The organism is Zhihengliuella alba, from assembly GCF_039538765.1.
GTDB classification, from domain to species: domain Bacteria; phylum Actinomycetota; class Actinomycetes; order Actinomycetales; family Micrococcaceae; genus Zhihengliuella; species Zhihengliuella alba.
Genome location: NZ_BAABCJ010000002.1, coordinates 681,192 through 704,453, shown reverse-complemented (window position 1 = coordinate 704,453; position 23,262 = coordinate 681,192). Strand labels below are relative to the sequence as shown.

Genomic DNA, 23,262 nt, shown 5'->3' with positions numbered 1-23,262 from the left:
TCCTTGACCGTGATTGCCGTCACATCTAGATTCGAAACCGGAAAACGATTTCCCGGCCGGTTCGGATCCTGGTGGAGGCGCCTCGCTGAGGGGGCCCGGGTGATCGCTCAACGAGGAGGTAGCAAGTGTCACGAGGTAAGAACTCACAGCGCCGAGGCCCCGTGTTCGGTGGCCGTCGGCTGGCGAAGGCGGCGGCCATCGCCGCTGTGTCGGCCCTGGCCCTGACCGCGTGTGGAGGCGGCGGCGAGGCCGCCGAGGGCGAGGGTGGCAAAGTCACGCTCCGCTTCACCTGGTGGGGCTCGGACTCACGGGCCGACACCACCAACAAGATCATCGAGGCCTATGAGGCGCAGAATCCCGACGTCGACATCAAGGGCGAGTACGGCGACTGGAGCGGCTACTGGGACAAGCTCGCCACGCAGGTGGCGTCGAACGAGGCGCCGGACATCATCCAGATGGACGACAAGTACCTGCGCGAGTACGCCGATCGCGGCGCGTTGCTGGACCTCGAGGGCGTCGACGTCTCCAAGTTCGACGAGGGCGCCGTGGAGAACGGCCGCACGGACGACGGGATGTTCGGTGTCACGACCGGCATCAACGCCATGGTCCTGATGGCCAATCCCGCGCTGTTCGAGGAGGCCGGGCTCGAGCTGCCGGACGACACGACGTGGACGTGGGAGGACTACGCCGAGATCACCCAGCAGATCACCGAGGGCGTCGAGGGCAAGTACGGCGCCACGGGCCCCAACGAGCCGGCGGGCTTGCAGATCTGGCTGCGTCAGGACGGCAAGTCGCTCACCACCGACCAGGGTGAGCTGGGCTTCGAGGAGGCTGACCTGGAGAGCTACTTCCAGCACCACCTCGATCTCCTGAAGAATGGCTCCTACCCGCAGGCCTCCGTCATTGCCGAGGATCAGTCGCCGGGCCCGGACCAGTCGTTGACCGGTACCGGGGGCGCGGCCCTGGGCATGTGGTGGACCAATCAGCTCAGCGCGCTGTCGGGTTCCGCGGGTGTGGACCTCGTCCCGCTGCGGATGCCGACCCATACCGGCGACTCGAAGGATGCGGGCCTCTGGTACAAGTCCTCGATGCTCATGTCCGGCTCGGCCCAGACGGAGCATCCGGAGGAGGTCAAGGACTTCATCGACTTCTTCGTGAACTCGCAGGAGGCCGGCGAGCTGAATCTCACGGACCGGGGCCTTCCGTCCAACAGCGACGTCCGCGAACAGGTCATCGGCAGCCTCGAGGGTCCGGACGCGACCTCGGCGGAGTTCATCGCCGACATCGAGGACGAGCTCGGCCCGCAGGAGGCCGTGCCTGCCATGGGCTTCAGCGAGCTCCAGGACATCATCTATCGCTACGAGCTCGAGGTCTTCTTCGAGCGCCAGAGCCCGGCGGACGCCGCGAAGAAGGCGCACCAGGAGATGGCGGCCGCGATCGGCTGATCACTCGGCCGCGGGCCGGGAGGGTGGCACGTCCACCGTCCCGGCCCCTCGCCTTTCCGGGTGCCGGAGGAGGGCGCCACTTCCCAAGCGGCGGCAGGCCCGCTAGGATGTGGTGAGCATCACGGAAAGCGTATTCCCGTACGCGGGAAGTGAAACGTTACAGAGGGCTGAGGGACCGACTTCATGGAGGCCGCAGCACCGCGAGGAGGAACAACAATGGGGACCATGAACAAGAAGAGAGTAGCCCAGGCGGTGGCCATCGCCGCCGTATCCGCGCTCGCGCTGACGGCGTGCGGCGGAGGGGGCGAGAGCGAGGACGGCGAGGTCCAGCTCAGCTTCGCCTGGTGGGGCTCGGACGACCGGTCGGAGCTGACCGAGGAGATCATCGCCGCCTTCGAGGAGCAGAACCCGGATATCAAGGTCCAGGGCTCCTACTCGGACTGGAATGGCTATTGGGACCGACTCGCGACGCAGACCGCTGCTGGCGACGCTCCGGACATCATCCAGATGGACTCGCAGTACCTGCGTGAGTACGCCGACCGCGGAGCCCTGCTCGATCTCTCCGGCGTCGACGTCTCCAAGTTCGACGAGAGCGCCATCGACAACGGGCGCACCGAGGAGGGTCTCTTCGGGATCACCACCGGAGTCAATGCGCCGACCATCCTGGCGAACCCGGCCGTCTTCGAGGAGGCCGGGGTAGAGATCCCGGACGACACCACCTGGACATGGGAGGACTACGCCGAGGTCTCGCAGCAGATCTCCGAGGGCACGGACGGCAAGTTCGGGTCCTCCGGCCCGTCGGAGCCCCTCGGTCTCCAGGTCTGGCTGCGCCAGCAGGGCAAGGCGCTCACGACCGAGGAGGGCACGCTCGGCTTCGACGCGGCGGACGCGGAGGAGTACCTCCAGCACCATCTCGACCTGGTCAAGAGCGGCGCCTATCCGCAGGCGGCCATGCTGGCCGGTGACCAGACCGTGAGCGTGGACCAGTCCCTCATGGGCACGGGCCAGTCGGCCATGGCCCAGTACTGGACCAACCAGGTCAGCACGATTGCGTCCGCGTCCGGCGCCGACATCCAGCCGCTGCGTTTCCCGTCGCCGACCGGCAGCGCCGAGGACGCCGGCACCTTCTACAAGGCCTCCATGCTCCTCTCGGCCTCGGGCCAGACGGAGCACCCGGAGGAGGCGCAGAAGTTCATCGACTTCTTCGTGAACAACGTCGAGGCCGGCGTGATCGGCGGCACCGAGCGCGGCGTGCCGGCCAATAGCGAGGTCCGCGAGGCGGTCATGGCCGAACTCGAGGGCCCCGACAAGGCCTCCGCCGAGTTCGTCCAGGAAGTCGAGCCCGAGCTCGGCCCGGCCGAGCCGATCCCGCCGAAGGGCTTCTCGGAGCTGCAGAACATCGTCTTCCGGTACGAGACGGAGGTCTACTTCGAGCGCCAGACCCCCGCAGAGGCCGCCGAGGCCATGATCGGCGAGATGGAGCGAGCCATCGCTTCCTGACCCGACCCGAAGGCTCGGGTCGCGGCGGGCGGGTGGTGGATCACGCCTCTGGCCCACTCCGCGCCGACAGAACCGAACGAGGCCCCTCTCGCCGCTGGTGGGAGGGGCCTCGTCGTCTCCATTTGTGCCGGTGGCCGAGGCGTGCCAGATCGTCTGGGATGCGCACGTTCTCGTCGAGAGGGTGCGAGACTGTTCGGACGATCCAAGGAGGACAGGCATGTCGACGGCACAGCGGCCCGGCAAGCGCGCCACGATCATCGAGGTGGCGAAACTCGCCGGCGTCTCGCACCAGACGGTCTCACGGTACCTCCGGTCCGACGGCGGCATGAGGGAAGAGACCCGGGACAGGATCCGGGCCGCCGTCGAGGAGCTCGGGTACCGGCCCAACATCGCCGCCCGGGCCATGCGCGACCGGCGCACCGGGAGGCTGGCGCTGCTCCTGCCCAAGGGCGGCGCGATCAGCTCGCTGGAGGTGCTCGAGGGGGCCACCGAGGCGGCGGGCGCCCACGGATACGTGGTCGAAGCCGTCACCCTGGGCGGTGAGCCGCAGTCGAGGCACTTGCGAGTGCTGGAACTGGCCGACTGCGGACTCTTCGAGGGTCTGGTCTCCTTGTCCCCGATTCCGGAGATCGAACGACTCGGTCCCACTCTGCAGACCCCCATCGCGGTTGAAACGCAGTACGACGAGTCGATGCGGGGGATCGGAGACCTCGCCGACGCCTCGATCGTGTCGGAACTGGTCCAAGGGCTGGCGCGGCTCGGACATCGGACGTTCGTCCACGTGGCCGGCAACTACACGAATACGTCCGCCCGTGAACGCAGAGACGTCTACTTGAAGACGATCGAGCGACTGGGGCTCCGGTCGGCCGGTGTCATCGAGACCGGCTGGGATCCCGAGCGGGCGCGTGCGGGCGTCCTCGACCTGTCGGCCGCTGACGGCGTGACAGCGGTGATCGCAGCTAACGACCAGCTGGCAGCCGGAGTCGTCCGGGGAGCGGTGGAACGAGGCTGGCGGGTCCCCGAGGACCTCAGCGTGACCGGTTGGGACAACACAGTCGTGGGTGCCATGCTGCCCCCAGGTCTGACCAGCGTCTCCGTCGACTTCCACCGGATCGGTCGGCGGGCCATCAATCGGCTCCTGGCGTTGCTCGGTGCCGGTCAGGTGGAGGTGGAGCCGGACGCACCCTTGACGGAGATCGTCTGGCGCGGTTCCACTGGTCCTCCCGGTAGCCCGTAGGCGAGCACGACCGGTTCGCCGCGGGGTGTGCGATCAGAATTTACGGACGAAGGCCCTCCGCCATCTGGGCGGAAAGCCTTCGTCGTGGGGACCGAGTGCGTCGGGCGGCTCAGGCGGGGGAGGCGTTCCCGTCGATGCGGCGGTTGAGGCCGCGCGGGTTGGCCTCCTGCAGATCCTCCGGCAGCAGCACGTCAGGAAGGTTCTGGTACGCGACGGGCCGCAGGAAGCGCTCGATCGCCAGACTGCCGACCGAGGTCGTCCTGCTGTCCGACGTCGCCGGGAACGGGCCGCCGTGCACCATGGCGTGGCCGACCTCGACTCCCGTGGGCCAGCCATTGGCGAGGATGCGCCCAGCCTTGCGCTCCAGGACGGGCAGGAGCCGGCGTGCGGACTCCTGGTCCGAGTCGGTCAGGTGCAGGGTTGTGGTCAGCTGCCCCTCGAGGCGCTCCGCCGTCTGAAGTAGCTGTTCGGCGCCGTCGTACCGCACCACCAGCGAGGCGGCGCCGAAGATCTCCTCGTGCAGGACCGGGTTCGCCAGGAACGTCGGGGTGTCGGCGGAGAAGACGACGGGGGCCGGCGCATTCTCCGTCGCCCCGTCCGTTCCGCGGCCGACGATCTCGACGCCGTCCTGCCGGTCGAGCGCGTCCACGCCCGAGCGCCAGGAGTCGCAGATTCCGCGTGTCAGCATGGTCTGGCCGGCATAGTCCGCCGCCGCCCGTCCGACGGCCGCGACGAAAGCGTCGCCGGCGTCGCCCACGGGGACGAAGACCAAGCCCGGCGCGGTGCAGAGCTGGCCGCTGGAACCGGTGACGGAGCCGAGGTAGGCCGCCGCGAGCGCATCGAGGTCGCCCTGCAGTGCTCCCTCGAAGAAGAACACGGGGTTGATCGAACTCATCTCGGCATACACCGGGATCGGCTCCGGGCGGCCCGCGGCGGTCCGCATGAGGGCGGTGCCGGCACCGCGTGAGCCGGTGAAGCCGACCGCCTTGATGGCTGGGTCCGCGACCAGTGCCTGCCCGATCGTCGATCCCGGGCCGAAGACCAGGGAGAAGACGCCGGGGTGCAGATCGAACGCGCGGACGGCGTCCACGACGGCGCGGCCGACGAGCTCACTGGTGCCGGGGTGCGCATTGTGGGCCTTGAACACCACGGGGCACCCTGCGGCGAGGGCTGACGCGGTGTCGCCGCCGGCCGTGGAGAACGCCAGCGGGAAGTTGCTGGCCCCGAACACCGCTACCGGGCCGAGCGGGATCCGGCGCTGGCGGATGTCCACGCGGGGCATCGGCTGGCGGTCCGGGAGGGCTGGATCAATGCGGACCCCGCGGTGGTCCCCCTGGCGGACGACGGCGGCGAAGAGGCGCAGCTGGTTTGCGGTGCGGCCGCGCTCGCCGACCAGGCGCGCCTCCGGGAGGCCGGTCTCCGCCATGGCGCGGGCCACGATCTCGTCCCCCGAGGCCTCGATGTTCTCCGCGATGCGCTCCAGGAAGGCCGCGTGGATCTCCGGATCCAGTGCCCGGAAGGAATCGAACGCCTCGGCGGCCGCGCGCGTGGCCTCGCCGAGCTGTTCCGCGTCGATCAGGGTATAGGCGGGCTCGAGGAGCTCGTTCGTGGCGGGGTCGGCCGCAGCGGTGGTCCCTCCGCGGCCCTGGACGGCGCTGCCGTTGATGAGCGAATGCCCGGCGAGTGCGGTGGCGGTGCTGGTCATGATGCTCCCTTGCTCGGTGGTGCGGTCAGGCGGTGACGAGCGCGGCGTCTGCGGGTCGGATGCCGGCGGTGTCGATGAGGGCCGTGAGGTCGGCGAGGTCTTGTTCGGCGAGGTCCTGCAAGGGTGGGCGGACGCTGCCGGCGTCGCGGCCGACTGCTTTCAGGCCGCCCTTGACGATGGAGACACCGTAGCCCTTCACGCGGTCGCGGATGTCCAGGTAGGGCAGGACGAACCGGTTCAGCTTCTCGGTCACGGCCACGCGGTCCTGGCGGCGCACGTCGGCGTAGAACTCGAGGGCGAACTCCGGGACGAAGTTGTACATGGCGGAGGAGTAGGTGCTCATGCCGAGTTGGAGCATCGGCAGGGCGAAGGTCTCGGCGGTCGGCAGGCCGCCGAGGTAGAACAGGCGGTCGCCGGCGCGGGCGACGACGCGGGTGACGGCCTCGATGTCGCCGGTGGCGTCCTTGAAGCCGATGAAGTTGGGGTGTCTCTCCGCCAGCCGGACCACGGTCTCGGCGCTGTAGATGGCATTGGCCCGGTTGTAGACGATGACCGCGATGCTGGTCGCCGAGCAGACGGCGTCGACGTGGGCCAGGAGCCCGGCCTGATCGCACTCGGTCAGGTACGGCGGCAGCAGGAGCAGTCCCTCGGCGCCGGCGGCCTCGGCCGCGCGGGCGTTCTCCACGGCCTGGGCGGTCGAGCCGCCTGCGGAGGCGAGGACCGGGACCCGGTCCCCGGCGACGTCGACGGCGAGCTGGACCACGCGGGCGGACTCGGCCGGCGTGAGGCTGAAGCCCTCGCCCGTGCCGCCGGCGGCGAACAGCCCGGCGACGCCGTGGCTCGCCTGCCAGTCCAGGTGGCTGCGGTACGCGGCCTCGTCGAGGCGCAGGTCGGCACCGAACGCGGTCACGGGGAAGGACAGCAACCCGTCCTTGAGCTGTTCGGCGAGTTCCTGAGGGGCAAACTGGGGCACGGGTACCGTCCTTGATCGCAGATCCAGCGCGCACGGCGCGCGGGTGACAAGGCGAGCCTATGAACGGATTCAATACCTGTCCAAGCCCGAAATTAGATGGGATCATGCCTCGAGGGTATCGGGCCGTACTCGAGCGATAAGGACCCCTATCGGGGTGGCTCGCCGGCGTCCAGATACTCGGCGAGCCTGGCCACGGCGGGGTTCCGCGTCCCCCGGTGCCAGATCGCGTGGAGCTCGACGGCGTCACCGCCGGCGGAAGCCAGCGGCACGTACTCGACGCCCTCGATGCCGAGCCGGCGGGCCGACTCCGGGACGAAGGCGACGCCCCGGCCCGCGGCGACGAGCGAGACCATCGTCAGGATCTGGCTGACCGAGTGGATGACATTGCCGTGCTCCACGGGCATGTGCCGGACGGCCAGATCATAGAAATACCGGGCCTTGGTGGGCGAGTGCATGATCAGCGGCTGCCCGCGCAGGTCTCGTGCGGCGATCGGCTCGCCGGCCGTCGACAGCGGATGCCCGCACGGCACCGCCAGCAGGAGGGACTCGGCCAGCAGTAGTCGCGACTCGAACTCCGCAGCGTCGAACGGCGGGCGGGCCAGTCCCACGTCCAGTTCGCCGCCGAGCAGCGCCTGCATCTGCTCGGACGTGACCATCTCCTGCAGGTCGATGTCGACGTCGGGGAGCGTCTCGGCCAGGCCTGTCAGGAGGGAGCCCAGGACGCTGAAGCCGGAGGTGGCCGTGAAGCCGATCCGCAGCTGGCCGGCCTGACCCTGGGCGATGCGGCGCGCCGTGGTCGGGGCCTGCTCCGCGGTGGACAGCAGTCGGCGGGCGTCGGTCAGGAAGGCCCTCCCGGCGGCAGTCAGCGCCACGGAGCGGTTGTCCCGCTCGAGCAGCAGGGTGCCGATCGAGCGCTCGAGTTTCTGGATCTGGCGGCTCAGCGGGGGCTGCGTCATGTTGAGCCGCTCGGCGGCGCGGCCGAAGTGCAGCTCCTCCGCGACGGCGACGAAGCTGCGGATCTGGTCCAGTGTGAACATGATGCTCCCGGGGTATCGAACGGCGTCGAGGAATGCCTTAGTCAGGCATCCTAGGGCCGATGGCCCGCCGCCGACAGCCGTCGCCGCGATGCGGTCAGGTGCACTCTCATGGCGGCCGCCGCCCCGGCGGCGTCGCCGTCGGTCAGACTCGCGAGGATCTCCGCGTGCTCCGCCCCTACCTGCGCGTGCGCCGTCGCCCGGTCCGGCCCGACGACGGGCTCGCCGCCGCCGCGCGTCGCCGACCCGGTGTTCGCCCCAGGGGCGGCCGGGGTTTCGAGCCGGGCGCGCGGCATGGCGATCATGAGCGGGCCCAGCCCGGCGATAGCGTCGGCCAGGTACGGGTTGCCCGAGGCCCGGGCGATGCCGAGGTGGAAGGCGAAGTCGCTGCCGAGGGCCTCGGCCGGTCGGTCGGCTGCGTCGCCGAGGCGGACCAGGTGCCGGGAGAGCTCCGCCAGCTCCGCCTCGGTCCGGCGGCCCGCGGCCAGTGCAGCCGCCTCCGGTTCGAGCGCCAGACGGAAGCCCAGCAGGTGGAGGCGGTCCTCGAGGGTCCGGACGGGCCGGACCCCGGGAGCGGCCGCCGGATCGGGCGGCGGGGCGAGCACGAAGCTGCCCGCGCCCCGGCGGGTGTGGACCAGGCCCTCGGCCTGGAGGCGGGTCAACGATTCGCGGACCGCGGACCGCCCCACCCCGTGCTCCGCCATCAGCCCGGCCTCGCTCGGCAGCCGCGTCCCGGGCGGGAGGGCGCCGTCGACGATCTGCGCCCGCAGGTGGGCCGTCAGGGCATCGGTCCGTGTCGCCACCTCAGGCGGCTCCGAACTCGACCGAGTCGGTGGTCCAGGCGCGAGCCTGGTCGGAGAGCGTGACGCCGAGTCCCGGGCGGTCGGGGACGACCATGCGGCCATCGCGGGTCTCGAGGCGCTCGTTGAAGAGCGGGTCCAGCCAGTCGAAGTGCTCCACCCATGGCTCGCGCGGGTAGGCGGCGGCCAGGTGGAGATGGATCTCCATGGCGAAGTGCGGGGCCAGGTCCAGCCCGGCGTGGTCGGCGAGCGTGGCGAGCTTCAGGAACTGGGTGATCCCGCCGACGCGCGGGGCGTCCGGCTGGATGACGTCGCACGCCCGGGTGGCGATGAGTCGCTCGTGCTCGGCGACGGACGCCAGCATCTCGCCCGTGGCGATCGGCGTGTCGAGGGCGGCGGCCAGCGCTGCGTGCCCCTCGGCGTCGTACGCGTCCAGCGGCTCCTCGATCCACACCAGGCCGAACTCCTCCAGCCGTCGGCCCATCCGCAGGGCCGTGGCGCGGTCCCACTGCTGGTTGGCGTCCACCATGAGCGGGACGTCGTCGCCGAGGTGCTCGCGGATGGCGGTCACGCGGCGCAGGTCCTCCGCGCTGTCCGGCAGGCCCACCTTGATCTTGATGCCGCCGATCCCGTCGGACAGCGAGCGCGTGGCGCGGTCCTTGATCTCTTCGATGCTGGCCTGCAGGAAGCCGCCCGAGGTGTTGTAGGTCCGCACCGAGTCGCGGTGCGCGCCGAGGAGCTTGGCCAGCGGCAGGCCCGCACGCTTGGCCTTCAGGTCCCAGAGTGCGACGTCGATCGCGGCGAGCGCCTGCGTGGCCACTCCCGAGCGGCCCACCGAGGCGCCCGCCCAGAGCAGCTTGGTGTTGATGCGGCCGATGTCGCTCGGGTCCTCGCCGAGGAGGAGTTCGCCGACCTCCTTCGCGTGCGCGTACTGCGCGGGCCCGCCGGCGCGCTTGGAGTAGGAGAAGCCGATGCCCTCGTGCCCCTCGGCGGTGCGGATCTCCGCGAAGAGGAAGACCACCTCGGTCATCGGGCGCTGCCGGCCGGTGAAGACCTTCGCATCCGAGATCGGGGTCGCGAGGGGAAGGGTCGCGGTGGAAAGGCGGACGTGGCGAATGGTGTCGTGAGTCATGGAAGTAATCCTGCAAGCCGTCGACTTGTCAGACAAGCTATGGCGGGCAGTCGGTCCGCATCGGCATGGCGGGGTGCCGGCACGGCATGGAACGGCGGCGGGTCCGCTGGGGGCCCGCCGCCGTACTCGCTGTGGAACTGGCGCATCGTGTGCGCTACTGCGCGGTCAGAACCGCTGCTGCGCCTGCGGGTTGAGCTCCTTCAGGTTCTTCTTCGCCTTGCCGTCGATCGACGGGTCGAGCTTGAAGGTGTCGAAGCCCAGGTCGAGGTCGTTCGAGTACACGTAGCCGTTGTAGTAGTACGACGACCAGGTGCCCCCGTCGCTCACGCCCTCGCCGCGATCGAACCACGCGACCTCCTTCGGGTTCTCCGAGTCGGTGAAGTCGAAGACCGACGTGCCGCCCTGGTACCAGGACTGCACCATGAGATCGCGACCCTTCACGGAGATCAGCGAGCCGTTGTGGGCCACGCAGTTCTCGTTCTCCGTGTTCATCCGGGGGATCTTGTAGTAGGAGCCGAACTCCATCTCGCCGCCGGCGATGTCGTAGATCGCGTTGGCGCCGAGCTCCGGGCCGAACTCCTCGGTGCAGGTCGCCCAGCCGCCACCGCCGAGCTCATCGGTGAACACGACCTTGGTGGCGTCGTTGTTGAAGGTCGCCGAGTGCCAGAACGCGAAGTTCTCCGTGTCGCGCACGCGGTCGATCACCTCGGGGTTCTCGCGGTCGGAGATGTCCATCAGGATGCCGTCGCCCATGCATGCGCCGGCGGCCAGATCCTTCTCCACGTAGGTGGTGATGTCGTGGCAGCCGGACGTGGCGCTCGCGTTGCCGCGCTCGTCGCCCTCGTAGCCCCCGTCCGGGAAGAGGGACGGCTCGGAGACGACGGCGGCCGAGGCCGGGTCGCTCGTCGGGATCTTGACCACCGAGATCAGATCATGCGGCGGCTGGCAGTTCGCCAGGGCCTCGTTGGGGGAGTAGGACGAGACGTAGACGTAGAGGTCCTTGCCGTTCTTCGTCGGGGCCAGGGAGTTCGTGTGGGAGCCGCACTTGGTCTCGACCGCCTTGACGTACTTGGGCGCCGTCGGATCGCTGATGTCGAAGATCCGGATGCCCTCCCAGTAGTCCTGGGTGTCCGAGGTCCGCTCGCTGCCGCAGGAGGAGTCGGCCATGCGGGCGTCGACCGACGTGACGAGCAGGTCGCCGTGGACGGAGACGTCGTTCTGGGCTCCGGGGCAGTAGACCTCGACCACGGTGCGGGGCTCGGCCGGGTCCGAGAGGTCGTAGACCGTGAAGCCGTCGTAGTTGCCCGCGAAGGCGTAGTCGCCCTGGAAGGCGATGTCGGAGCCGGTGCCCTGCAGCGCGCCCTCCTGCGGGACGTTGCTGAGGTGCTCCATGTTGCTGCTGGCCACATCGCCAGGCGCGACATCCGGAGCGGAGGTCTGGGAGGCCCCGTCGGGGGCGGAGAGCTGCTCGGCGAACGCGTCCTCGGCGAACGCCTGGTCGGGGACGAGCGCGTCGTCGTCGGCGGGCACGGCCCAGGCAGGGGCCGTGGCGAAGAGGGCCGAGCCGGCGAGCAGCACGGCCGCGGCCGCTCCGAGCGCCGATCGGCCCCTCGGGCGGTTCTGTTGGGATAGACGCATCTTGCGTCTTCACCTCCTAGGTCGGGTGTCTGTAGTCTGTCGGGTGAACGAGCATTCGTCCAGAACTTTTCGGAACAGTTCGTTCGGTCGTGATCACCCGCACGAGAGGAACCAGACGTGGACCGCGAAACCCCGAGTCATCGTTCAATCTTCAACGAAACGAGGGGGTCCGTACGGCGACGACTGGCGGCCTCGAGCGCGGCGTGCATTATGACACTCGCACTCGTTTCCTGTTCGGCGACGGCCGCGGTGACGACGGGGAAGGGCCCCAAGAAGTCCGAGGCCCCGGCCTCGTCCCCCGCCGTCGTCATGCCCGGGGCACCCGGTGAGGAGGGCGAGACCGGCTCGCCCGGGGACCTCCCCGAGGATCCGGGGACGGACCAGTGGAACGACGCCGACGCCCACTTCATGGCGATGATGATCCCGCACCACGCCCAGGCCGTGGAGATGACCGCCCTGGTCCCGGACCGCGCCCAGTCGGAGCAGTTGAAAAACCTGGCCTCGCGCATGCACCTCGAGCAGGGCGCGGAGATCGACTACATGGCCGAGTGGTTGACGACGCGCGAGCTCGACGTGCCGCCCGAGGCCGACGGCGGCGGCTCCGGCCATCACGGTCACGGCGGGGACGCTCCGATGGAGGGGATGCTGACCGAGGAGGAGATGGCGGCGCTCGCCGCGGCCGAGGGGACCGCGTTCGACCGGCTGTTCCTCGAGGGCATGATCAAGCACCACCGCGGGGCGCTGGCCATGTGCAGCGACGTCCAGATCCACGGGATCGACCTCACCACCCAGGAGCTCGCAGCCCACATCGCCTCCGGCCAGTCGGCCGAGATCGCCCGCATGCAGGACCTGCTCGCGGCCCTGCCCGGGTGAACCCGCCGCGGCCCGTCGACCGGGTGCGCTAGGAGCGCCCTCGGGGAGATGGCCGGTGCCCGCCCCCGCCCATCACTCTGCGGAGGGGCTCTTCGGCGGCGACGGCTTCCGGGGCGGCGTCGAGAACCCCGGCTGCGGGTGCGGGGCGATCCGCTGCTCGAGCAGGGCGACGAGCTCCCGTGCGCGGCGCACCCGCGACTCGGGACGCTTGAGCGTCTGGACCCGGTGGTAGAGGGCGAAGCGGTTCGCCGCGTTGAGCTCCGCGTAGATCCCACGGGCCCCGGGATGCTCCGCGAGGGCGGCGGCCAGCTCGGCCGGAGGCTCCGCGCTCGCCGATCCGGCGTAGGCGCGCTCCCAGCGGCCGTCCGCCCGCGCCGCCTCGACCTGGGCGAGCCCGGCCGGCTGCAGGCGCCCGTCCGCGATCAGGCGCTCCACGAGACGCACGTTGCGCTGGGACCACATCCCGCCCGGGCGGCGTGGCGTGAAGCGGTTGGCGAAGGTCTCGGCGTCGCGGGCGTTGCGCCGCCCGTCGATCCAGCCGAAGCACAGCGCCTCCGCGACGGCCTGATCGTACGTGAGCTGCGTCGTCGTACCGTTCTTCTTGGTCAGCACCAGCGACACCCCGGCGCTGGACGCGTGGTGCTCCAGCAGCCACGCGTGCCAGGCGTCGGCGTCGGGCACGAGGAGCTCGGGGAGATCTGCCATGGGTCCTTCCGGGGGATGTGGGTGGCGGGGGGCCGGTCCTGTCCGCGGGTCCCGTCAGCGCTCGGCGACCGGCTCCGGGTCGTGCAGCTCCGGATGCGAGCGCCCGGACCAGACCTTGATGATCGCCCAGGTAGCGGCCGTGAGCGGCACCGCGAGGATGGCGCCGATCAGTCCGCTGACCACCGTGCCCATGGTCAGGGCGAGCAGGATGACCAGCGGGTGCAGGCTCAGCGTGTGGGCCATGACGATCGGCTGCAGGAAGTTGCCCTCGAGCTGGTTGACCAGGATGACCACGCCCAGCACGATCAGGGCGACGACCCAGCCGTTGGCGACGAGGGCCACGAGGGTGGCCAGCACGCCGGCGACCGTCGCACCGACCATCGGGATGAACGACGACAGGAAGACGATCACGGCGAGGGGCAGCGCCAGCGGCACGCCCAGGAGCAGCAGCGCGAGGCCGATGCCGACGGCGTCCACGGCGGCGATGATGGCCGTGCCGCGGATGTAGCCCCCGAAGGTGTCCAGCGCCTCGTCACCGGAGGCCCGCCACTTGGGCAGGTGGGCGTCCGGCATCCAGGACAGGAAGAAGGCCCAGATCTTGTCGCCGTCCTTGAGGAAGAAGAACAGGATGACCAGCAGCAGGACCGTCCCGGTGAGGAAGGAGCCCGCCGCGGTGATCCCGCTCAGGGCCCCGGCGCCGAACTGGCTGCTGGTGAGCCAGTCGGCGACGGTGTTCACCGAGTCGTTCAAGGCGGTGTTGAACTGGTCCTGGCTGACGTCGAACGGCAGGTTCCTGGACATGTCCTGGACCGTGGACTGCAGCTGTGTGAAACCCTGTACCGCCTGGTCCACGAGCCGCGGCCACTCGCTCATCACCGAGACCACCAGGCCCCACCCGAGACCGCCGAGCACCACGATCGAGCCGAGGAAGACGGTCCACGCCGAGAGCAGGGGGCTCATGACCCGGCGCAGCCGCGCCACCAGCGGCCACAGCGCGCAGGCGAGGATCAGGGCGATCAGCAGGGGCAGGACGGCGAGGCTGACGATCCGCGAGCCCCAGACGATGACGCCGACGACGGCGAGGACCAGCAGGATCTGGGCGGAGCGCGTCGCCGATGAGCCGAGGAAGTCGCCCCACATGCGGGCGACTCGGTCCGAATGGGTCCGTGCGGCCGCGCGGGCGACCGGCGGCCGGCTCGCTGCTTCCAGACGGCGGCGGCGGAAGAGTCCCATGGGCATGACGCTCCTTCGTGGGTGACGCGTGCTCGGTCCTCGCCGTGCGGGGAAGACCTGCGGATGGACGAAACTGTGTTCAGGCTACAGCGGGACGGGGTCAGAAACTCGACGACGAGCCCGTGCCGGAGAAACCGCCGCCGGTCGGCCCGTACCCCGTGGCCGTCCCGGACCCGCGGGCCGCGTCGACGGCCGAGGTGCCCGCGGTGTACCAGCCCGCGAAGACGGCGCTGTGCAGCAGCAGGGTCGCCGGGTGGGAGACCTCGAGGATGCCGGCATGGGGCCGGTCCGCGGAGCGCCTGCTCTCCGCCATCTGCTCCCGCAGGGTGTCCCTCTCGTCATCCGACTCGGCGTAGGCCTCGATGACGGCCTCGGCATAGGCCTCGAACCGGTCCGAGAGACCCGTGCGCAGCTCCTGCAGCTCGTCCAGGGCCAGATCGGGCGTGATCTGACGGGCGCCGAGACGGGAGCCGATGGTGCTCAGGTCCACCCGGGCCCTTCCCGCGAACTCGAGCAGCGCGGTCGCCTCCGGGCCGTCGGCCGCGGCCGGCTCGAGATCCACGATTCCCGGGGCCTCCTCCAGATCGGCGCGCAGGCCGTCGGCCTGCCGCTGCCAGGCGGCGAGCCACTCGCCGGTCATGGTCAGCAGGTCCGCGGTGTCCGCGACCACGTCGTCGAACGAGTCCAGCCGGGCCGCATCGTCCGCCCAGGCCTCCGCCCGCTCCGCAGCCTCACTGCGGGACCGTGCGGCCGGGTCCAGGGCCTCCAGGGCGGTGCGTTCCGAGCGGACCCGGGTCCAGTCGTCGGCGAAGGACCGGTACCGCTCCAGCACGGCCCGCCCGTGCGGCGACGTCGTCGGGATGCGGGCGGCGTCGCGCTCGGTCGCGTCCAGGTCTGAGGCCACGCTGGCCAGGTGCCCGTCGCCCCGGTCCAGGGCCTCCTCGACCCGGCGGCGGTTGCGTCCCCGGGTCGAGGCCACGGCCGCGCCGACGGTCCCGCCGGCCACTGCGGCCACGCCGAGCAGGATGTAGGGCGCCGGGCTCCGGTACCAGGGCCTGCCGATCCGGCTGGCCGCCTCCTCGGCGCCGGCCAGCACGCCCGCGTCCCACTCCTCGACGCGCAGCCGGTCCTTCGACGCTTCCTGGATGTCGTCCTGGGTCGACTGCGAGACGTCGAGGTCCTCGCCCGCGTACGTTCCCACGTGTCGCCCGACCGGGTCGACGGCCAGGATGAAGACGCCGTCGGCCCAGGTCCGGCCGTCCTCGCTGAGCCATTCGGGATGTTCCGCGCGGGCGTAGGCGAGGACGGCCTCGTTGAGATTGGCCGCTTCGCCGCCGTCCAGGGTGAGGACCACGAGGTCGACGGGGCGGTGGAAGTCGAGGTCCTCGAGCGCGGCCGTCAGGCTCGCCTCGTCCAGGACCGCCGCCGTGTCGAGCACCTCCACGCCCGACGGCGGTCTCGCCGCTGCCGGGCCGGCCAGGCCGAGCAGGGCGCAGAGCGCCAGGAGCGACGCGGCCACGAGCGGCGCCGCCAGGGCGCCGATCTGCGTCCCGCGCGAGCGGGCGTCCCGGACCGGGGCCTGGGCGGGGAGGGCCGGGGCGGGGAGGGCCGGGGCGGCGCTGACCGGTTCCACGGCCGACTCAGCTCCCGTTCTGGCCGCGTCGCGACTCGGCGCGGTTCTCCCCGGCGGTGATGCGGTCGATCAGCTTCAGCTCCTCAGCGGAGAACGCCGGCGCGTCCAGGGCGCCGAGGTTCTCGTCCAGCTGCGCCGTCGAGGAGGCGCCGATCAGGACCGAGGTCGCGCCGCCGTCGCGCAGGAGCCAGGAGATCGCCATCTGGGCGAGGGTCTGCCCGCGCTCCTCGGCGACGCGGGCGAGGCCGCGCACGATCGCGAGGTTCTCGGGCGTGAGCGCGTGCAGCGTCGTCCGGCCGCCGCTGGGGGTGGCGTGCTCGTCCTTGAGGTACTTGTTGGTCAGGAGGCCCTGGGCCAGCGGAGTGAAGGCGATCGAGCCCATGCCCTCGCGCGCCAGCGTCTCCAAAAGCCCTTCCTCGACCCACCGGTTCAGCAGGGAGTAGGCCGGCTGGTGGATGACGAGCGGGGTGCCGAGCCCCCGGGCGACCGCGGCGGCCTCCGCCGTCTGCTCCGCCGTGTAGGAGGAGATGCCGACATACAGGGCCTTGCCCTGGCGCACCAGGGCATCCAGGGCGCAGATGGTTTCCTCGAGCGGGATCTCGGGGGAGGGGCGGTGCGAGTAGAAGATGTCGACGTACTCGAGGTTCATCCGCTGCAGGGACGCCTCCGCGGAGGCGAGGATGTACTTCCGGGAGCCGCGGGTGCCGTACGGGCCGGGCCACATGTCCCAGCCGGCCTTCGAGGAGATGACGAGTTCGTCGCGGTAAGGCGCGAAGTCCTTGGTCATCATGCGGCCGAAGTTCTCCTCGGCGCTGCCGAAGGGAGGTCCGTAGTTGTTCGCCAGGTCGAAGTGGATGATGCCCCGGTCGAACGCGTGCCGGAGGATCTCCCGCTGGACGTCGAACGGCCGGTTGTCCCCGAAGTTCCACCAGAGCCCCAGGCTCAGTGGCGGGAGCAGCAGTCCGGAGCGCCCGACGGCGCGATAGCCGATCGAGTCATAGCGCTCCTCGGCGGCCACATAGGGTCGGTGCGTCTCCTCGACGCGCGAGCAACGGAACTCTTCCACCTGGACTCCTCGAAGTTGGGGCACTCATCGGCAGCGCTCGGCGGTGCGGCGGCCGGCGCTGTCGCGGCCTGTCTCTCCTTGCATTCTGCCACCAGCGCCGAGGCCGGGCGGGCCCGCCCTGGGGTCGCGGCCTCCGGACATGCGAGAAGCACCGGCCGAATGCAGACAAGGAGGCGATAAACCGCATTCGACCGGTGCTTCGTGATCACTCGCACCTTGAGAAGGTAGAACCAGCCTAGGAGGCGTTTCTTGGAGGTGCCTGAGCGCCGCGTCTGAGTGCGCTGAGGTCCCGGGCTGACTCGACGCGGAGGTTCGAGCGGCACGGAGCGGGCCGACCCGGTGGGTCGGCCCGCTCCGTGCCGGGGACTCCCGCCGTCCGGCCGGTGCCGGCGGCGGGGACGGGATCAGTAGTTGGACGGCGGATCCGAGCCCGGGAACGACTCGTCGATCCACTCCTCGACGCGCTCGTCGTCGTGACGGCGCTTGAGCTCCTCCTCGGGGATCTCGACGGGCTCGTCCTCGGACTTCGCGTTCAGGTCGTTCCGGTCCAGATCCTGCGGATCCGTTCCGGGTGCGCTGTTGCTCACGGTGTCTCCTCTCCGTTGGTGCTCTCAGTCTGCGTGGAGATGGGCCGCTTGGCCAGCCGGGGCGACCCCTGCGGCGATGCTCTAAGGAAGCTGCCAGCTACTGTCCAGCGGTGTGTTGCTCGGGGTGGGCCGTGGCGTGCTTAAACGAATGAGCACCGGCCGGCGGTTGGGGGGGAACCGTTGATCCGACCGGTGCTCTCATCACTCGCACCTTCATGAGGTGATTCCACTGTAGGAAGTGGACCTTGGCGCGTGCTGTGAAGCGAGTAGCAGCACGGTGGGAATCTCAGCCGGCGAAGGCCGAGCGGCCCGTGATGGATCGGCCGATGATCAGTGCCTGGACGGTCTCGGTGCCCTCGTAGGTGTGGATCGCCTCGATGTCCGCGAGGTGGCGTGCCACCCGGTGCTCCAGCAGGATGCCGTTGCCGCCCAGCAGGTCGCGGGCGTTCGCGGCGATCGAGCGTGCCGTCCGGGTGCACGTGTACTTGGCCAGCGACGCCTGCTCCGGCGTCAGGGAATCGGCCTCCGCCCGGGCCGTCATGTGCCGGACCATCGTCTGCATGGTCACCAGCTCGGACTGCATCCTGGCCAGCCGCTCCTGCACGATCTGGCTGGCCGCCAGCGGCCGGCCGAACTGCACCCGCTGCTGCGCATACTGGACCGCCGTCTCGTAGCAGGCCGTGGCGTGGCCGACAGCGGACCAGGCCACGCCCAGCCGCGTGGCGAAGAGGACGCGGGCGGTGTCCTTGAAGGTGCGGGCCTCGGGGAGGACGTGCGTGTCGGGGACGAAGACGTCCTCCATGCGGAGGTGTGCCTGCCAGATGGCGCGCAGGCTGAGCTTGTTCTCGATCGTCGTCGCGGTGTAGCCGTCCCACTGCTGCTCCACGAGGAAGCCGCGCACCGCGCCGTCGTCCTCGGTCCGCGCCCAGACCACGGTGACTCCGCCCTCGGGGGTGTCGGCCAGCGAGGCGTTGCCGATCCACTTCTTCTCGCCGCTGAGCCGGTAGCCTCCGTCGACGCGCGTCGCCCGGGTCTCCAGGGACACGGAGTCGGAGCCGTGGGCGGGCTCCGTGAGTGCGAAGGCGCCCCAGACCTCGGCGCGGGCGAGTCGGGGCACCCAGTGCTCCACCTGCTCGGGTGAGCCGCAGTAGGCGACCGAGCGGAGCGCCAGTCCGCCCTGCACGCCGCAGATGGTGCCCACCGAGCCGTCGGCGCGGGAGAGCTCCATGTTCACCAGGCCGGCGGCGAGGGTGGTCATCGGGGCGAATCCCTCGACGTGGACGCCGTCGCGCAGCAGGTCGAGCTCGCCGAGCCGGCGCCCCAGGTGCAGCGGATAGTCCGCGCGGTTCCAGTAGTCGTCGATCACCGGGCGCACATCGTCGAGACCGAAGGCGCGGGCCCGGTCGCGGTAGGCGCGGTCCTGCTCCGGGAGGTCCGCGAAGACGCCGGCCGGGTCGGTCTCCACCTCGCCCCAGACCTCGTACGACGGCGCCTCCGCGCCGTGCGGGAAGTCGTCGCCGCCCGCAGTGCCGCCGGGCGCCGGGCCGGGGCCGGGGGCCGACGGGCGGGTCGAGTGGGTCTCGGGGTTCATGGGTGGCTCCCTTGGCGTGGCCGCGCGCAGCGGTGGACGTGTCGAGACCACTATTGATGAAACTCAGTTCCACGTCAAGGAACTCAGGTTCATCCCGGTTCGCCTGTTGCCCCGTCCTCCAGTTCTCGGACGATGTCCAGATGGCCGGCGTGCCGTGCGTACTCCTGGAGCACGTGGAACCCGATCCAGAGCAGAGGCGGTGCCGGCGGCGTCGGGAACCGACCGCCGAGGCCGCCGTGCGTCGAGAGCGCGTTCCTGCGCAGGATCCGGGTCGTCGTCTCGCCGCCGGCGAGCAACTGGGTGCAGAGCTCGTCGGCGGTCCGCCGGGCGTCGTCGGTCGGCGGTGCCTCCCACGGACCATCGGCCGCTCCGCCAGCGTGGTCGCCGAATGGGGCGGGGACTGACTCGGCGAGGAATCCCCAGCGGAACCAGCGCTGCTCCATGTGGACCAGGTGGTTGAGCAGTTCGAGCGGCGTCCAGCCGGAGGGCAGCCGGGCCCGCGTCAGCGCGGCGGCGTCGAGGCCGCCCAGCTTCGCGACGACCACGCGACGGTAGTAGTCCAGGTAGGCGACGAGGTGTTCGGCCGGGTCGCTCGTGTCGAGCCGGGGTTCCTGCGGTTCGAGGGTCATCACTCCGCCTGCGCCGGCGGAGGGGCGGGGCGACCGCGCAGCTGGGCACGGACGGCCTCCAGCACGGCCGCCTCGTCCAGACCGCCGTCGAGCCCGGCCTCCAGGACTGTGACGACGACACTGGCCGGGCGGCGCGGGCCGTGCGAGGGTCCGGGCGTCCCGCCGGTGGCGCCCTCGCCGGAGCCGCCGGCTGCGGGCGGGATGCGCAGCAGCTGCCCGACGACGCCGCGCAGGTCCGCCTCGAGCCTCGCGCGCGCGGCAGCGGTCGCCGCGGCCGCTTGGTCCTCGGCCCGCAGCCACTCGCGCAGCCGTGTGTTGTGGACCGCGACGATGGCCGCGGCGAGCGCGGCCGACGTCGCGTCCTCCTCCAGCAGCGGGCGGAGGGCGCGGCGGAAGGCGCGCTCGTACCGGTGGGTGCTGACCAGCTCGCGGTCGCGCAGGGCCGGGACCGCGGTTAGGAGCCGGTGGCGCAGACGGGAGACCTCGGCGTGGCCGGTGTGGTGGTCGAAGACGGAGAAGGCCGTGGCGAGGAGCGTCTCGAGGATCTCGGCCTCCGGGGTCCCGGGCCGGTCCCTCCCGGCATGGGCCTCCCGGCACAATCCCGCGGCCGCGCCGTTCCCGGGCATGGGGTCTGCCAGCTCGCGCAGCGGCGCGAGGCCGTGCTCGACGGCGGCCAGGATCCCGTCCAGGTCGGCGAAGACCATGCCCTCCTTGGAGCCGTAGCGGCGGAAGAAGGTGCTGCGGCTGATGCCGGCTGCCGCGGCGAGCTGGTCCACGCTCGTCGCCTCGAACCCATCGCTGATCAGCAGGCGCAGGGCGTCCTGCGGGATCGCGGAGTCCGTCATGACGGCGAATCTAGCACGCGCTCGTCCGCCCGCTCGTCGTCGCGCACGTGCCGGAACCCCAGGGCCAGGACGCCGCCGAGCAGGGCCGCGCACCCCGGGAGGAGCAGCGACTGGCCGAGCCCGGTCGCGACCGCCTCGGCGAGTTGGGGCGGGATGGCGCCGGCCAGCAGCTCGCCCGGATCGCCCACCCCGCGGGCCGCCGCCGCAGTGCCGTCGCCCGACGCCGGCGCCGCGGCCTGGGCCGCCACGCTCGCCGAGATCCGCGCCTCCATCAGCAGCGCCACGACGGCGGAGCCGACCACGCCGCCGAGCTGGCGGGACGTGTTGTAGATACCGGAGCCGGCGCCGGCGTTGGAGTGGTCCAGGTCCCGCGTCGCCGTCAGGGAGATCGCGGGCCAGACGAACGCGCTGCCGGCGCCCATCAGGGCGGCGGGCACCAGCAGCCAGGGCAGCGGGATGTCCAGCGGCAGGAGGAGGCCGTAGCCGATGATGGATCCGCCGAAGCAGAAGAAGCCCAGGGCGGCCTGGATCCGTGGGTCGCGCCGGTTCACGAGGGAGCCCGCGTAGCGGGCGAGCAGCGCCCCGACCACCGCCATGGGCGCGATCAGCAGGGCGGCGACCGTCGGCGTCGTGCCGCGCACCGACTGGAGGTAGAACATGATGGGGATGTTCAGGCAGTAGATCACCAGGCCCATGCAGGTCACGGCGGCCGTGGCCAGTGTGAAGTTGCGGTCCCGGAACAGGCCGAGCGGGACCAGAGGGTCCAGCCGCGGCCACCAGCGGCCCTGCGCCGACTGCCAGAGGACGAAGACCACCATGATGACGGCCCCGGCGGCGATGAGGTGCCAGATCCCGACCCACCCGACCACCGGGCCCCAGTCGTACGACTCGGCCTCCTGCAGGCCGAAGACCAGGAGCAGGATCCCGACTGCCGAGAGCCCGACGCCGGCCCAGTCCACGGTGCGGGCGTGCGTCTCCAGCCGTGGCACGGCGACGACGACGCGCCAGAAGGTCACGACGCCGATCGGCACGTTGACGAAGAAGATCCACTCCCAGCCGAGGGAGTCCGTCAGGATGCCCCCGAGGAGCGGCCCGGCCAGCGAGGCGATGCCGGCGATCGCACCCCAGACGCCCATCGCGGTCCCGCGCCGCTGGGCCGGGAACAGGCGGGTGATGAAGGTCATCGACTGCGGGGTCATCAGGGAGGCGCCGAGTCCCTGGGCCACCCGGGCGACCACCAGGGTGGTCAGGTCCCCGGCGAGGCCGCAGGCGAGCGAGGCGGCGGTGAAGACCCCGAGCCCGACCAGGTAGAGGTTCTTGGGGCCGTACCGGTCGCCGAGCCGGCCCGTGATGAGCATCGGGACCACGAGGGCCAGGAGATAGGAGCTGTGGACCCAGACGACGCCGGAGACGCCGGCGTCGAGGCCGCTCATGATCGCCGGCATGGCCGTCGTGACGATCGTCGAGTCCACGAGGATCATGAAGAAGCCGATCGCCAGCGCCCAGAGGGCGCGCCACGCGGCCCGGTCCTCCTCGGTGATGGCCGCGTCGGGTGCGGCGCGGCTCACGGCAGCAGGACCGAGCCGTCGATGCACGTCACCGAGTGACCCGCGAGCCAGACGCCCTCGGCGTCGCGGTACGGGTAGAGGTCGCCGGCGCGGCCCACCCGGGTGCCCTGCCGGACGGAGTACGCGTCCTCGGCCAGGCCCTCCGACATGAGCCAGCGCGCGAACCCGGCGTTGAGGCTGCCGGTCACCGGGTCCTCGGGCAGCGCCTCGCCAGGGCAGAACGCCCGGACCTCGTAGTCGGCCGGTGCCTGCTCCACCGCCGAGCCGAAGGCGCTAAGGTTCATCGCCGCCGTGTCCGGCAGAGGCTCGAGCTCGGCGCGTGCGCCGCTCGGGCGGACCGCCTCGCGTGCCGGATCGTGGCGCATGACCTGATCGGCCCCCGGCCGCGAGTACGCGCCGATGACTCCGACCTCGAGCCCTTCCAGCGCGGCGAAGTCCGGCTCGATCCGCAGGACCGTCTCTGCGTCCTTGAGCAGCAGACCCGCCCAGTGCGGCCCGTTGACGAGCCACTGGTGCGCGACGACGTCGTCCGGGCCCAGCCCGAGCGCGGAGACCGCCCACTCCAGGACGTCGTCCTCCAGCGGGCCGGTGCGCACGAACTCGGGTCCCTTGAGCGCCAGCCGCGGACTCGTCCCGGCGGACTCGATCCTGACCTCGATCAGACCGGCGCCGCACTCCTGCACCAGGACGCCGGGGCGCGACGGCCGGCCCCCGGACTCGAGCCACGCGTGCGCGGTGCCGAGCGTCGGGTGGCCGGCGAACGGGAGCTCCGTGGTCGACGTGAAGATCCGCACGCGGTAGTCGGCCCCCGGGCTGGTGGGCGGGAGCACGAACGTGGTCTCCGCCAGATTCGTCCAGCGGGCGAAGTCCTGCATGTCCTGGGTGCTCAACCCGGACGCGTCCAGCACCACGGCCAGCGCGTTGCCGCGGTACGGCGCGGTGGAGAAGACATCGACCTGTTTGAAGGGGACAAGAGCCATAGGTGAATCGTGGCACAAGGGACCCTCGCTTGGGGCACGGCGGGCCAAGATGACCCGGGCCGCCGGGCGGGGAGCGGCCCATCCTCCC

General features: G+C 71.1%; 20 protein-coding genes. 4 read left to right on the top strand and 16 right to left on the bottom strand.

All coding sequences use genetic code 11. From position 1 onward, the window contains the following. Positions 1 to 125: 125 nt before the first annotated feature. The 3 genes from ABD784_RS08910 to ABD784_RS08900 all read left to right on the top strand — a co-directional run bounded on the left by ABD784_RS08910 (position 126) and on the right by ABD784_RS08900 (position 4,182). Positions 126 to 1,445, top strand: a complete 1,320-nt coding sequence (locus ABD784_RS08910; RefSeq protein ID WP_344883062.1) for an ABC transporter substrate-binding protein — start codon at positions 126 to 128, stop codon at positions 1,443 to 1,445. A 225-nt stretch (positions 1,446 to 1,670) separates the two neighbouring features. Next, positions 1,671 to 2,945: an ABC transporter substrate-binding protein gene (locus ABD784_RS08905; RefSeq protein WP_344883059.1), complete on the top strand. Its 1,275-nt coding sequence runs from the start codon at positions 1,671 to 1,673 to the stop codon at positions 2,943 to 2,945. 217 nt (positions 2,946 to 3,162) lie between these two features. Next, a complete protein-coding gene (locus ABD784_RS08900; protein ID WP_344883056.1) occupies positions 3,163 to 4,182 on the top strand; it encodes a LacI family DNA-binding transcriptional regulator in 1,020 nt (339 codons plus the stop codon). Positions 4,183 to 4,291: 109 nt separating this feature from the next. Here ABD784_RS08900 and ABD784_RS08895 read toward each other — a convergent pair whose 3' ends face one another. The 6 genes from ABD784_RS08895 to ABD784_RS08870 form a co-directional block, all read right to left on the bottom strand. Next, positions 4,292 to 5,887 (bottom strand): aldehyde dehydrogenase (NADP(+)), encoded by a 1,596-nt coding sequence (locus tag ABD784_RS08895; RefSeq protein WP_344883053.1) that lies wholly within the window; start codon positions 5,885 to 5,887, stop codon positions 4,292 to 4,294. 25 nt (positions 5,888 to 5,912) lie between these two features. After that, the gene (kdgD, locus tag ABD784_RS08890) at positions 5,913 to 6,860 is read right to left on the bottom strand and encodes a 5-dehydro-4-deoxyglucarate dehydratase (protein ID WP_344883050.1); all 948 of its coding nucleotides are present in this window, start codon (positions 6,858 to 6,860) and stop codon (positions 5,913 to 5,915) included. Between the two features lie 146 nt (positions 6,861 to 7,006). After that, positions 7,007 to 7,897 carry a LysR family transcriptional regulator gene (locus ABD784_RS08885; protein ID WP_344883047.1) on the bottom strand — a complete coding sequence of 297 codons (891 nt, stop codon included), beginning with the start codon at positions 7,895 to 7,897 and terminating at the stop codon, positions 7,007 to 7,009. A gap of 50 nt (positions 7,898 to 7,947) precedes the next feature. Next, positions 7,948 to 8,697, bottom strand: a complete 750-nt coding sequence (locus ABD784_RS08880) for a FadR/GntR family transcriptional regulator (protein WP_344883045.1) — start codon at positions 8,695 to 8,697, stop codon at positions 7,948 to 7,950. A 1-nt stretch (position 8,698) separates the two neighbouring features. Further along, positions 8,699 to 9,826, bottom strand: coding sequence for an L-talarate/galactarate dehydratase (locus tag ABD784_RS08875; RefSeq protein ID WP_344883042.1), 1,128 nt, complete (start codon positions 9,824 to 9,826; stop codon positions 8,699 to 8,701). Positions 9,827 to 9,991: 165 nt separating this feature from the next. Further along, positions 9,992 to 11,464 (bottom strand): LVIVD repeat-containing protein, encoded by a 1,473-nt coding sequence (locus ABD784_RS08870; RefSeq protein ID WP_344883039.1) that lies wholly within the window; start codon positions 11,462 to 11,464, stop codon positions 9,992 to 9,994. Positions 11,465 to 11,674: 210 nt separating this feature from the next. Between ABD784_RS08870 and ABD784_RS08865 the strand changes: the two genes are divergently transcribed. Continuing rightward, complete coding sequence (locus ABD784_RS08865; RefSeq protein WP_344883036.1) at positions 11,675 to 12,337, top strand: DUF305 domain-containing protein; 663 nt, start codon at positions 11,675 to 11,677, stop codon at positions 12,335 to 12,337. A 72-nt stretch (positions 12,338 to 12,409) separates the two neighbouring features. Here the strand turns inward: ABD784_RS08865 and ABD784_RS08860 are convergent, their stop codons facing one another. From ABD784_RS08860 to ABD784_RS08815, 10 genes are all read right to left on the bottom strand, one after another. Continuing rightward, the gene (locus ABD784_RS08860) at positions 12,410 to 13,042 is read right to left on the bottom strand and encodes a YdeI/OmpD-associated family protein (protein WP_344883033.1); all 633 of its coding nucleotides are present in this window, start codon (positions 13,040 to 13,042) and stop codon (positions 12,410 to 12,412) included. A 54-nt stretch (positions 13,043 to 13,096) separates the two neighbouring features. Continuing rightward, positions 13,097 to 14,281, bottom strand: coding sequence for an AI-2E family transporter (locus ABD784_RS08855; RefSeq protein ID WP_344883031.1), 1,185 nt, complete (start codon positions 14,279 to 14,281; stop codon positions 13,097 to 13,099). Between the two features lie 94 nt (positions 14,282 to 14,375). After that, positions 14,376 to 15,908: a DUF5129 domain-containing protein gene (locus ABD784_RS08850; RefSeq protein WP_344883029.1), complete on the bottom strand. Its 1,533-nt coding sequence runs from the start codon at positions 15,906 to 15,908 to the stop codon at positions 14,376 to 14,378. 7 nt (positions 15,909 to 15,915) lie between these two features. After that, entirely contained in the window at positions 15,916 to 16,974 is a 1,059-nt protein-coding gene (locus ABD784_RS08845; protein WP_344883026.1) for an aldo/keto reductase, read from the bottom strand. A 404-nt stretch (positions 16,975 to 17,378) separates the two neighbouring features. Continuing rightward, positions 17,379 to 17,561, bottom strand: coding sequence for a hypothetical protein (locus tag ABD784_RS08840; RefSeq protein WP_344883022.1), 183 nt, complete (start codon positions 17,559 to 17,561; stop codon positions 17,379 to 17,381). A gap of 286 nt (positions 17,562 to 17,847) precedes the next feature. Then, positions 17,848 to 19,152 carry an acyl-CoA dehydrogenase family protein gene (locus ABD784_RS08835; protein ID WP_344883019.1) on the bottom strand — a complete coding sequence of 435 codons (1,305 nt, stop codon included), beginning with the start codon at positions 19,150 to 19,152 and terminating at the stop codon, positions 17,848 to 17,850. Between the two features lie 89 nt (positions 19,153 to 19,241). Further along, positions 19,242 to 19,781, bottom strand: a complete 540-nt coding sequence (locus ABD784_RS08830) for a mycothiol transferase (protein WP_344883016.1) — start codon at positions 19,779 to 19,781, stop codon at positions 19,242 to 19,244. Further along, positions 19,781 to 20,626 carry a TetR/AcrR family transcriptional regulator gene (locus ABD784_RS08825; RefSeq protein WP_344883013.1) on the bottom strand — a complete coding sequence of 282 codons (846 nt, stop codon included), beginning with the start codon at positions 20,624 to 20,626 and terminating at the stop codon, positions 19,781 to 19,783. Before ABD784_RS08825 ends, ABD784_RS08830 begins: the two co-directional genes overlap by 1 nt. After that, on the bottom strand, positions 20,623 to 22,194 hold the full coding sequence (locus ABD784_RS08820) for a DHA2 family efflux MFS transporter permease subunit (RefSeq protein ID WP_344883010.1): 1,572 nt from the start codon (positions 22,192 to 22,194) through the stop codon (positions 20,623 to 20,625). The genes ABD784_RS08825 and ABD784_RS08820 overlap by 4 nt, the downstream gene beginning before the upstream one ends. Beyond that, positions 22,191 to 23,174: a PhzF family phenazine biosynthesis protein gene (locus ABD784_RS08815; RefSeq protein WP_344883007.1), complete on the bottom strand. Its 984-nt coding sequence runs from the start codon at positions 23,172 to 23,174 to the stop codon at positions 22,191 to 22,193. The genes ABD784_RS08820 and ABD784_RS08815 overlap by 4 nt, the downstream gene beginning before the upstream one ends. Positions 23,175 to 23,262 lie beyond the last annotated feature (88 nt).

Excerpts from the sequence above, each read along its gene's own strand:
- ABD784_RS08905 (WP_344883059.1), top strand. The coding sequence starts at position 1,671 with ATGAACAAGAAGAGAGTAGCCCAGGCGGTGGCCATCGCCGCCGTATCC.
- ABD784_RS08900 (WP_344883056.1), top strand. The coding sequence starts at position 3,163 with ATGTCGACGGCACAGCGGCCCGGCAAGCGCGCCACGATCATCGAGGTG.
- ABD784_RS08895 (WP_344883053.1), bottom strand. The coding sequence starts at position 5,887 with ATGACCAGCACCGCCACCGCACTCGCCGGGCATTCGCTCATCAACGGC.
- ABD784_RS08885 (WP_344883047.1), bottom strand. The coding sequence starts at position 7,897 with ATGTTCACACTGGACCAGATCCGCAGCTTCGTCGCCGTCGCGGAGGAG.
- ABD784_RS08875 (WP_344883042.1), bottom strand. The coding sequence starts at position 9,826 with ATGACTCACGACACCATTCGCCACGTCCGCCTTTCCACCGCGACCCTT.
- ABD784_RS08870 (WP_344883039.1), bottom strand. The coding sequence starts at position 11,464 with ATGCGTCTATCCCAACAGAACCGCCCGAGGGGCCGATCGGCGCTCGGA.
- ABD784_RS08865 (WP_344883036.1), top strand. The coding sequence starts at position 11,675 with ATGACACTCGCACTCGTTTCCTGTTCGGCGACGGCCGCGGTGACGACG.
- ABD784_RS08860 (WP_344883033.1), bottom strand. The coding sequence starts at position 13,042 with ATGGCAGATCTCCCCGAGCTCCTCGTGCCCGACGCCGACGCCTGGCAC.
- ABD784_RS08855 (WP_344883031.1), bottom strand. The coding sequence starts at position 14,281 with ATGCCCATGGGACTCTTCCGCCGCCGCCGTCTGGAAGCAGCGAGCCGG.
- ABD784_RS08835 (WP_344883019.1), bottom strand. The coding sequence starts at position 19,152 with ATGAACCCCGAGACCCACTCGACCCGCCCGTCGGCCCCCGGCCCCGGC.
- ABD784_RS08830 (WP_344883016.1), bottom strand. The coding sequence starts at position 19,781 with ATGACCCTCGAACCGCAGGAACCCCGGCTCGACACGAGCGACCCGGCC.
- ABD784_RS08825 (WP_344883013.1), bottom strand. The coding sequence starts at position 20,626 with ATGACGGACTCCGCGATCCCGCAGGACGCCCTGCGCCTGCTGATCAGC.
- ABD784_RS08815 (WP_344883007.1), bottom strand. The coding sequence starts at position 23,174 with ATGGCTCTTGTCCCCTTCAAACAGGTCGATGTCTTCTCCACCGCGCCG.